This window comes from Bacillus sp. CCNWLW194, assembly GCF_037120585.1.
GTDB classification, from domain to species: domain Bacteria; phylum Bacillota; class Bacilli; order Bacillales; family Bacillaceae_G; genus Bacillus_A; species Bacillus_A basilensis.
The window spans coordinates 1-9481 of record NZ_JBBBBL010000040.1 but is presented as its reverse complement, the minus strand read 5'-3'; the positions used below and the strand labels follow the sequence as shown (position 1 = coordinate 9481).

General features: G+C 29.5%; 7 protein-coding genes and 3 pseudogenes. 7 read left to right on the top strand and 3 right to left on the bottom strand.

Translation table 11 applies throughout. The annotated features are described in order from the left end of the window. Positions 1-1327 precede the first annotated feature (1327 nt). On the bottom strand, positions 1328-1492 hold the full coding sequence (locus V7S50_RS33750) for a hypothetical protein (RefSeq protein WP_336376842.1): 165 nt from the start codon (positions 1490-1492) through the stop codon (positions 1328-1330). Between the two features lie 101 nt (positions 1493-1593). On the opposite strand from V7S50_RS33750, the pseudogene V7S50_RS33745 reads away from it, so the two are divergent. The 6 genes and pseudogenes from V7S50_RS33745 to V7S50_RS33725 all read left to right on the top strand — a co-directional run. Beyond that, positions 1594-1710: pseudogene (locus V7S50_RS33745) on the top strand (Holliday junction resolvase RecU); the annotation flags it as partial. Continuing rightward, positions 1696-1863 (top strand): annotated as a pseudogene (locus V7S50_RS34240) (S-layer homology domain-containing protein); the annotation flags it as partial. The pseudogenes V7S50_RS33745 and V7S50_RS34240, both read left to right, overlap by 15 nt. 313 nt (positions 1864-2176) lie before the next feature. Further along, entirely contained in the window at positions 2177-2776 is a 600-nt protein-coding gene (locus V7S50_RS33740; protein WP_097996023.1) for a hypothetical protein, read from the top strand. 63 nt (positions 2777-2839) lie between these two features. Next, positions 2840-3279: pseudogene (locus V7S50_RS33735) on the top strand (hypothetical protein). 182 nt (positions 3280-3461) lie between these two features. Further along, positions 3462-3683 carry an aspartyl-phosphate phosphatase Spo0E family protein gene (locus tag V7S50_RS33730; RefSeq protein ID WP_336376843.1) on the top strand — a complete coding sequence of 74 codons (222 nt, stop codon included), beginning with the start codon at positions 3462-3464 and terminating at the stop codon, positions 3681-3683. Positions 3684-3702: 19 nt separating this feature from the next. Beyond that, positions 3703-5106 carry a hypothetical protein gene (locus V7S50_RS33725; RefSeq protein WP_336376844.1) on the top strand — a complete coding sequence of 468 codons (1404 nt, stop codon included), beginning with the start codon at positions 3703-3705 and terminating at the stop codon, positions 5104-5106. A 301-nt stretch (positions 5107-5407) separates the two neighbouring features. Here the strand turns inward: V7S50_RS33725 and V7S50_RS33720 are convergent, their stop codons facing one another. Further along, positions 5408-6988: a hypothetical protein gene (locus V7S50_RS33720; RefSeq protein ID WP_336376845.1), complete on the bottom strand. Its 1581-nt coding sequence runs from the start codon at positions 6986-6988 to the stop codon at positions 5408-5410. A 711-nt stretch (positions 6989-7699) separates the two neighbouring features. On the opposite strand from V7S50_RS33720, the gene V7S50_RS33715 reads away from it, so the two are divergent. After that, on the top strand, positions 7700-8458 hold the full coding sequence (locus V7S50_RS33715) for a DUF975 family protein (protein WP_336376846.1): 759 nt from the start codon (positions 7700-7702) through the stop codon (positions 8456-8458). Between the two features lie 485 nt (positions 8459-8943). On the opposite strand, the gene V7S50_RS33710 is transcribed toward V7S50_RS33715, so the two are convergent. Next, positions 8944-9249 carry a hypothetical protein gene (locus V7S50_RS33710; RefSeq protein ID WP_000836244.1) on the bottom strand — a complete coding sequence of 102 codons (306 nt, stop codon included), beginning with the start codon at positions 9247-9249 and terminating at the stop codon, positions 8944-8946. Positions 9250-9481: the final 232 nt, after the last annotated feature.

The window sequence follows — 9481 nt, the reverse complement described above, 5'->3', positions numbered from 1 at the left end:
CTATAAAAGATAATAAAAAACTATATGGAAAGACCGCATTTTGTATAAAAATATACCTTAAGTTGATGGATGTGTGGCGGTACCCCATAAAAAAAGACACCCTAAGGTGCCTTTTCTCCGACTTGAACCACATTCATTTTGTATAAATTTACCCGTATTATCCCTTTGTTATACGGGTAAACACATCCTATAAAACAGAATCGTCTATATACACCAGATTGTTAGTTCACAAAGTACAAGAGATTTGAAATCAGTAATAGAGTGAAGGCATATCTTTTATAATGGTCGATATGTTACGTCTTTCAAAAGAATCTGCTTTATAGAACGTGTCCACAATTTATATTTTACTACATGTAATATTCGTTTAGTTTGATTTTTTTAATATATGTATAATTACATAAAGTTTATGAGAAATAGAGAGCATAATTTTGTATTGTGTAATAAAGATAAGGCCCACCTACGGAAATAGGTGGGCCTTTTTATTGGGTACTACTATCTCATTGCACAAAAGGGACTTTGCATTAAAATAATATCATATTTTTAAAAGTGTTATATTGAGAAATAAAGAAAAGACACCCAAAGGTGCCTTCCTCCGACTTGAACCATCTTAATTTTAATAATATGTATTGGACGCCAATCCAAATATTATTTTACCATGTTAAGTAATATTGTGCATTGAGAAATACAGTACACCTCTTTATTTAAACGCAAAAAGCCCTAGTGGGGACTAGGACTTTTTAACAGAATGAATATGATCCAAAAAAGGACTTATATAACGTAACATATGAATGTTTCATAAATGTATCAAAAAAGTGAACAAAATATGATTTTGTAAATCAAGGTAGTCAGCACAATTAACTAACGTCTTATTGAAAAAAAGAAGCCCTATAAAAATGTTACAGGGCTTTACAAAATTGAGCTATGTCGTACTCACAAGAGATTTTAACATGGATTTAGTGATGAATAAATTAGTGAATATGTCCAATTGATTTAGAGCTGTTATTTTAAATAAAAACGCTATTTTAGTTGTAGTTTAACAAAAAGGACCTGCTATAAATAGCAGGCCCTTTCCTAAAATGGCAAAGAGTAACTCTTACCTTACTCTTTGTTTATATACTACAGGAGTATTAATAAAAATCCAAGCCTCCTTATATTGAGAAATAAAGAAGAATCATTCTAAATAATTTTATCATTGTTATAAATAAAGGAGCAGTTAGCTAAAACTAACTGCTCATCTCCAAGGGGGAATAAGGAGAAAATCTAATGTCATATACATTATTGACGGAATGTTTAGTTTTATTCAAAGGGAGTGTACTAATTATGTAGGTTATATGAGAAGTCCTATTAACATCCAGGTTGCTCCGAGCAGAACTAAAGCTTCGAATGTAACCCAAAACTTTCTCTTTTCTGGTTTTTGAAATTCTTTAATTACGGAAAATATGGCACTTATTCCTACAAGAGTGAAAAGAGCAATTCGAATTGTTTCAGTCATTTGCATCACCACTTAAGATTTGAATAGTCTAATTATATATTAATTACTATTTTATAGAAACTCAATCAAGTAATCCTTTGAATAAAAAGCGAGGAATAACAATGAGGCTAGGAAACTGCGGAATGGCATTTGAAATGCTTATCAATCTAGCGAATGAAATGTATCTAAGAGGTGGAGTGACACTTATAAACAAGCAGCCGACTCCTGTGAAAAAAATCCTAAAAAACCTCTTACCAACTAAAGGATATTATCTGTACAATATCATGAAAAATCCTACTGCAAGCTCTCGAACAATAGAATTAGATGGTCGCAAAGTTACACTTTATAGGGATGGCTATCATATAAATGTTTTGCTTGGAAAACGAAAATAGTAAAAGTTACTTATAGATGATTTAAATGGTCCCTTTGCATAGGGCATTTAAAAGGAGTTGCTCATAAGTCGGTTTCACTGCTTATGGGACAGCTTCTTTTTTATTTAGAGTTCGATAGAACTCTTTACTTAGGAATCCCTTACTTCTAAACGAAGTAAAAGTGGGGGGAGTTCAAAAGAAGTAAATATAAAAAAGTTAGAGAATTATCTTAGTTATTAAATAGATTCTGCCTATACTTTAAGTAGAGCCCAATTTATTAAATTTAAATAGTTTATATGTTCATATATAGAATTTTGAAGGGGGTAAATTGTAAATGATTCCAACGTCAACATATGTGGCTAAATGGGTATTAGATGACTTAACACTTGCATCAAGACCAAATCAGGGGATCAAACTAAGTACATTTAAAAAGTTAGAGAAACTTTATGTAGAATACAGAGACATGATTGAGAGAGATACTAGCTTTGAAGTCACACATTATCTGCTAGAGTTTATCAATCCACATAATCTTTTTGTAGTAAGAGAAGGTTACTATATATTTGATAATAAAACGATGAAATTTATTAAAGTATCAGACGATATTCATTTTTTAAATCAAAACTTAGCGTATTGTAATAATGGAGTTGCAGTGGATTTAATAAACGGAAAAATGCATTTTTTAGAAGGACATTATTATAAAGTTAAGACCTCATATGTTGATTTATTAAAAGGAGAAACTATACCTGTAATGGTATTAAGTCATTTAGATAATAATGTTGGAGTATCAGTTCCTTTGACAATGTTTAATGAGGAAAGAACTTTTAAAATTTCAGAGAGTTATATAGTGGATCTCACCTCGAAAAATTGTAACAATGAGAGTGAATTTAGTGAAAAGGGAAACGTAGTACGATTTCTAAAACCATCTATTGTGTAGTTAAGTATATATGTTAATTAAATTCATAATGAATTTAAGAAGGTGATAAATTTGTCTTTTGAAATGTATACAGCCTTTCGAGGTAAAGTAATTATAAAGGATGAATATAAAGAATTGGTGGAATTAATAAATACAGGAAGCTGGGAAGAAGCAGCGTTAAAGTTTCCATTTGTTAAAGAATATATAAAAGTTAATCGTAGCACAGACATTCCAATTACAAAGGAACAGATAAATGAAGCATTAGCAGAAGATGATTTTCTATATATGAGGTGGCACGTAGGAAACTGGGAAGAAGAGAATGACTATTATACAAATTTAAAAGGTAATGAATGGTCATTTATAGCCAATTTAAAGAATATAATGTGATACCTATTTCATTATTTATGAATTTGATATTAAAAGAAGTAGCAGAACATATTATAAAGCTGGAAGCTTGGTATGGTGAAGCTGATGAACTAGAAGAATATGTTTTTATTAATAACGAATTTATAAAGAAGTTGTAGCAGTAATTAAATATTGCTGCTTTTTATTGATACACTAGAAATTATTGTTGTTAGTGTTATATATATTCATTTATAATAGAATACGGAAAATTTTACACTGTAATAATAAAGGTTTTTATTATATCAGAGCTGGGAGCAGCTCTTTTTATTTTGCTCAGGGGGAGTGTGAAATAAAAAAGTTTATGTTTGTAGCGAAGTTAAATGATCTAATAGAAAATAAAAAAATGGAATTAGTAGAACTGGTAAATAAGCATGGTTTTAGTCATACGAAAGTTCTCTATTTAAGTCAGGAAATCGATAAATTAATTAATAAATATATGATTATAAAAAAAGAACCCTATAATAGTAGGGTTCAAAGGGAACAGATACATAAAATAAATAAAGAGAATAATTTAATTATATAAGAAAATTGATACCGTAATATTGAGAAAGTGTAAAACCTTTATTAATTATTTTCGTTTGAAAAGTGATGTGATTACTATTTTAAAATTAAGAACAGATTTAATAGAGAAAGCATTTAAACTAAATCATATAAAAGAAGACAGCAACGCTAGTAAACAGGAAATTGATATTGCATTTAATTTATATGAAGAGTTACAAAAAATAAATGAACCTAAGAAATTTAAATTTTATCCTTATAATGAAAAGCAAGCCAGTGAATTCTCACCATCTGATTTTTCAAAAGACGCTAAAAAAATTACCCGTTTAAGAAACTGGGTTTTAGAAGTGCTGCCTATCATTAAATTATATAAGGAGGTGGGAAAGTTACCTCTAACTAGGGAGAATGATGATTTTATAGAGTATCTTGAAGATTGCTTCATTACTTATATCTCAGGGTTAGAGAGCATCTGCAGTGCAACATTAGAAACAGTGATTACAAAAAAGGATTTGGAACTTGTAAAGGATTTGTGTAATGGGATTATTAATTCTTTAAAAGAATATTATAAAGGTTTTCCGTCAAAGGCTTTTATAGAATTTCGTAGAGTTTTAATAAATAACGTGTCTATACCAAATCATTTCAATGATATAAAAACACTTCAAAACTTTGACAATGAATTCCTCTATAAAATGCGGGTCGGTACGGATCATGTATTTACAAGTGAAGAAATGTTTCATATTCCGTTAGAACTTCGGGGAATAGTCAGCACAAATAGATACAGTATTCCTGGGGTACCATGTATCTATTTAGGAAGCTCTCCTTTAACCTGCTGGGAAGAACTTAATAAACCGGATTTAAATACGGTTCAGACTTCAGTATTTAAATCGGATGATATAAGTTATATAGATTTATCTACACCACCTGTTGTTTTTATAGAGAAGATAATTAAGAAATTCTATGATTTCGGTACAATTATGAAAAAACGCTTATTTGCGGATAGGTTAAATGAACCAAATGAAGTAATTTCTTATTTAATTATTTGGCCTTTAATGGCAGCATGTTCTGTACGTGTAAAAAATACGACTAACACATTCAAACCAGAATATATTATCCCACAACTATTATTGCAGTTTATAAGATATGATGAATTTTTTGATGGCGTAAGCTACTTCTCAACTAAAGTGGATAACTATTCTGGTGCGACAGACACACTATATAAAAACTTTGCTTTTCCTGTTCAGGGCGGACTAAATAAAGGTCTTTGTCCAAAACTAAAAAGTAAATTTGAGGTTTCCGATGCAGTACCGTGGAATATGTTTCAGTTGTATAAGGATTCACATCATTGTGATCCCCATGAGGGAGAATATTCTTCAACAGATTTTAGTAAACTTGAAACTTTTTTACACAAAAAATTTTTATTAGAAAAATCTAATGGACGTTACGATTGATTAATTTAATTTTGATGCAGAAGATTGTCTACAATAAGTTGTAAAGACATAAGCGGTACATTAAATATTTTTGAGAATTTAAAATAAGGATATAGAGCATTATTAAAAGGATTAAAAATGCTCTATATCCTTGGTTTGAAATAAGTTTGACTATATTAATTTGTTATGTTGATTTTTGAACAATTTATAAGATAAGTATTTCTTTATTATTTTTTAAAATACAAAAATAGTAAAGAATATTTTTAGAAACGATACGACTTTATTTTATGGATAAGTTTAACTTTAATTTATAAATCATAATTCATATTTCACTATAAATTAATTCAGCATCTTTTATTAGTATGTCTGTTTCCTCATTATCAAACCAGTAGATTTCACATCTAATATTTGTACTAGGTACAATTTCAGCTTCTACACTGAATTTTTCCCATAAACTTGAAATTTCATATCTGCCTGATTCAAAAGCTATTGGTCCTGAACCGCCAGGATAATTCCCTTTCATGTCCCAAATCACTAAGTTAGCTTTTCTTCCAATATCATTTTCAGATTTAATTAGTGCCTGAAAAGTTATTTTATACTTCCTTATTGAATTTGGCCAAATATTAATATTTTGTAGTACACTAGGATTGCTGTAAGTGCTAGCCCTATCATTAGCCCTAATATACTGTGTTGTAATAGATTCATTTGAAAGGTCAAATCTTAAGCGCATATTTTCACATCTTGTCTGCCATGCCAATGGGTGAATTAAGGGTAATGTGGGAAGTGGTAATTTAAATTCTCTGTTCCCTAGTTCTATCTGTGTATCACGTATTAGTAAATCAGCTTCTTCATTATCATACCAAAAGACATCAAAATCTAGAACCGTATGATCTTCTTGTTTTACCATAGAAACAGAATATTTTTCCCAGGAATTGGTTAGTGTAAATTGTTGACGTTTTTCGTTTACAAGTCGCTTGTTTATATAATCCATTTCTGTGATTGCTATTTCAACCAATCTATTGTTGTATTGTGTTTTTGCTGTGACATTAAAACTTATGTCAACATTACTGTATAATCCATTGATTCTTTTGTAGATACTAGGATTAGTTAAAGTTCCATTTTTATTATTAACAGCTATGATATGTCTTCCGTCAACTTCTTTTAGTGCATAATTACTACATCTGTTAAATTTAATTCCCCCAAAGGCTGTTTGCTCATCTGTAACATTGAATGAAAAATCTCCATTTAAATTAATTAAAAAAGAATACCTGTGTTGCTCAGTTATCTTCCGAATTTGGTTTAACTCTTTAAAGAACATCTCTTGTGGATGATTAGAGTTTGTTATCCTTACAAAAACAGATCCACGTGGATGTTCAATAGAATACAAAATTCTTTCAATTTCATGGTGTGTATCTAGGTTTTCGTTCAATAGGTCTAGTATTTCGATATCAGCTAAATAATAATTAAATCTAATTTTTCTTTGGGTTAGTACAGCAATAGCAAGAGCATTTACAGCACTGTAAACTGGAAATACATTAGTTAATAAAGTTACATCAGTTGTTTTTGCGTTCAATTGTAATTCATATAAGATTGGTTTTATATCGGTAGTCAAATTTTCAAATTTAACACTAAGAGCTTTAAGTTTTTCCTCGTTTTCATGACAGTCAATACATTCATCATGTTCCCTCATGTAATCTTTAAGATCTGATGAAAAGGCTTTCAAATAACCTTTAGCTCTATCAAGGTGAAGCCTTTCAATTACTTCTTCTAAGTGATCTTGTAGCTTATTAGCTGCAGTTACTATTTCTCCTGCAATTTCCTTTCTTTGTTGTATTTTTTGGTTAAATTCAATACTCCATCCAATTATGGAAACTGCAATTCCTAAGGCCGTTAAAGGGTCCATTCAATACACCTCAATATATAAAGATTCTGTGTAAATATTTTATCCAAATAATAAATTTTAATCCTATCTTATCTTAGAAATTAAAGTAAATGTCCCCATTATATTTAAAGATATTAGTAAGTTAATTAGAGTAAGAACTTAAATGTACTAAAGTTATTAGAAATTCTATACATACCACACCTTAATACATCTTATATCAATCTAAATTATATTAAAGATTTCTCCGGTTTTAGCCTTATTTAATAAACTTGGTGTTTTTTGCAAAAAGTTAAATTATATTTTAAATGTCAAAAGAAAGTAAGATTATTTAATTTTATATATATCTTATTTAATTTTATATATATCTTATTTGATTGTACTTAAAGTCCTAACAATAATGTCTTTTGATAATCTAAAGTTTATACAGAAATTTCGCTTGATTATTTAATAAATACCTGGTGTTAATAAATTATTACCTTTGTTTAAAAATAGAAATGAGTACGTAAATGGAGTTTTATTAGTCTGAAAATACATAATTTTTAACAAAAATTCATAATTATGTTATATAATGATGTTAACAAACCATATTTTAGGCATTACCCCCGATTGTGTAGAATAAATAATTTTTCGATGAGCTAAAGTATTTGGCTAAAAGAACTTGTAGCGGGGCCTGCTACAAGTTCTTTTATGTTTTTAGTAAGGCAAAATAAAAAAAAAGGAGGGAATACAAGTATGACAAGAAATTTTAAGAAAGCAGCACTGAATTCGTTAGATGGGAAATGGGGAGTAGGTATAGGAGTATCAGCTTTATTCTATTTTGTACCAACCTTAAGTGCATCAGCAATCGCCACTTTTATGTATTTAATATTTGCACTATTTATCGGGATAATTGGTCCTGATGCATTATTTATTTATTCAATTGGTGGAGAACCACAAGTAGATCCAACAGCACTTGCTGTACTTATTCTAAGTTATATTGGTTTAGGTGGGGTTTGTTTCCTTATTTATAGTCTCATACAAGGTATCTTCAATTATGGATATTCTGTTTTTACTTTACACTTAGGGAAAAAAGAAGATGCTAAGGTAGACGATGTATTTTCGGGATTTAAAAAGAAGAATGTGTTTAAATCAATGAAATTGGGGCTGCTGCAGGCTATCTATCTTTTTTTATGGAGTCTCTTATTAATTGTTCCAGGTATTATTAAATATTTTTCTTATTCCATGTCGTATTACATATTAGTAGAAAATCCTGATTATACAGCAAGTGAAGCATTGAGAGAAAGTAAAAGAATAATGAAAGGACATAAGCTAAAGTTATTTGTTCTTTGGTTATCATTTATAGGTTGGTTTTTATTAGTCGCATTTATCGGAATGTTTACATTTAATCTATCATTTATTTTTATTTCTCCTTATTACAACACAACTGTCTCACATTTTTACTTAGATTTAATTAAAAAGCAGGATATTGGAGAAGCGAAGGTAAGTATATAAATAGGAAAAAAGTATGTTTAAGGTGAAAAATATACGTAGTTGAAAGTGGATATGTGTTTAAGCATATCCACTTTTTAATATTATATTAAAAGTCTTAAGCTACTGGTTATTATGATTTGAGTAAGGATACCGCAAACGTGTTGCAAATTAGATGGGATAGGGCAAGAATACCGCAAACGTGTCGCAAGTTAGATGAGATAGGGCAAGAATACCGCAAACGTGTTGCAAGTTAGATGAGATAGGGCAAGGATACCGCAAACGTGTTGCAAGTTAGATGAGATAGGGCAAGGATACCGCAAATATGTTGCAAGTTAGATGGAATAGGTGTAGCACTACATCACTTGTAAGCTACGGTTATATAGTCCTCCTGAACAAAGAATATCCCTTTACAATTATTTATGAGTATTTAATTCAGCTTTATCAATCATATACTTACCTACCTTTTGCTTTTAATATATCATAGTAAAGACAGAAATCGATTATGGCTATAATTCTATATAGGCTTTTTCTCCACCTGGAATCTTGAATGTATTTACATCAAATTCTTTAATTATATATACCTTTATCGCTTCAAAATCCTTACCAAAAGCGAGAGATGGATTTTTTAAGAAATATATTATTTTTTCCTTGTCATAGATTCGGGCTGTAATTATTTCTTTGTCCGAGTGAAACGATAAATTGACTCCTTTGTAAAAATATTCGTAGTATCCCTCTTCATCCTGCTCACTCTTATCTTCAAAAGGAACAGATTCAATATAATATATATTGCCATTTACATTTATTGATTTCATACAGCATTACTCCCTTTTCAAGAATATCCATAAGAAATTATATAGTCTCTGTCTATCATACCAAAAATAGGGAATCTACTTTTAAAATTTATAAAAAATATATAGGATCAAATTAAAATCTTTATATTATTTTTCATATTAGGGGTCACCATATGTGCCCATCAACTTAAGAATTTACACCCTCAAGATGAAAATTTTGTGTATTTTTTACAGAAAACAACTAATTTTTCAT

Excerpts from the sequence above, each read along its gene's own strand:
- V7S50_RS33750 (WP_336376842.1), bottom strand. The coding sequence starts at position 1,492 with ATGACTGAAACAATTCGAATTGCTCTTTTCACTCTTGTAGGAATAAGT.
- V7S50_RS33740 (WP_097996023.1), top strand. The coding sequence starts at position 2,177 with ATGATTCCAACGTCAACATATGTGGCTAAATGGGTATTAGATGACTTA.
- V7S50_RS33730 (WP_336376843.1), top strand. The coding sequence starts at position 3,462 with ATGTTTGTAGCGAAGTTAAATGATCTAATAGAAAATAAAAAAATGGAA.
- V7S50_RS33720 (WP_336376845.1), bottom strand. The coding sequence starts at position 6,988 with ATGGACCCTTTAACGGCCTTAGGAATTGCAGTTTCCATAATTGGATGG.
- V7S50_RS33715 (WP_336376846.1), top strand. The coding sequence starts at position 7,700 with ATGACAAGAAATTTTAAGAAAGCAGCACTGAATTCGTTAGATGGGAAA.
- V7S50_RS33710 (WP_000836244.1), bottom strand. The coding sequence starts at position 9,249 with ATGAAATCAATAAATGTAAATGGCAATATATATTATATTGAATCTGTT.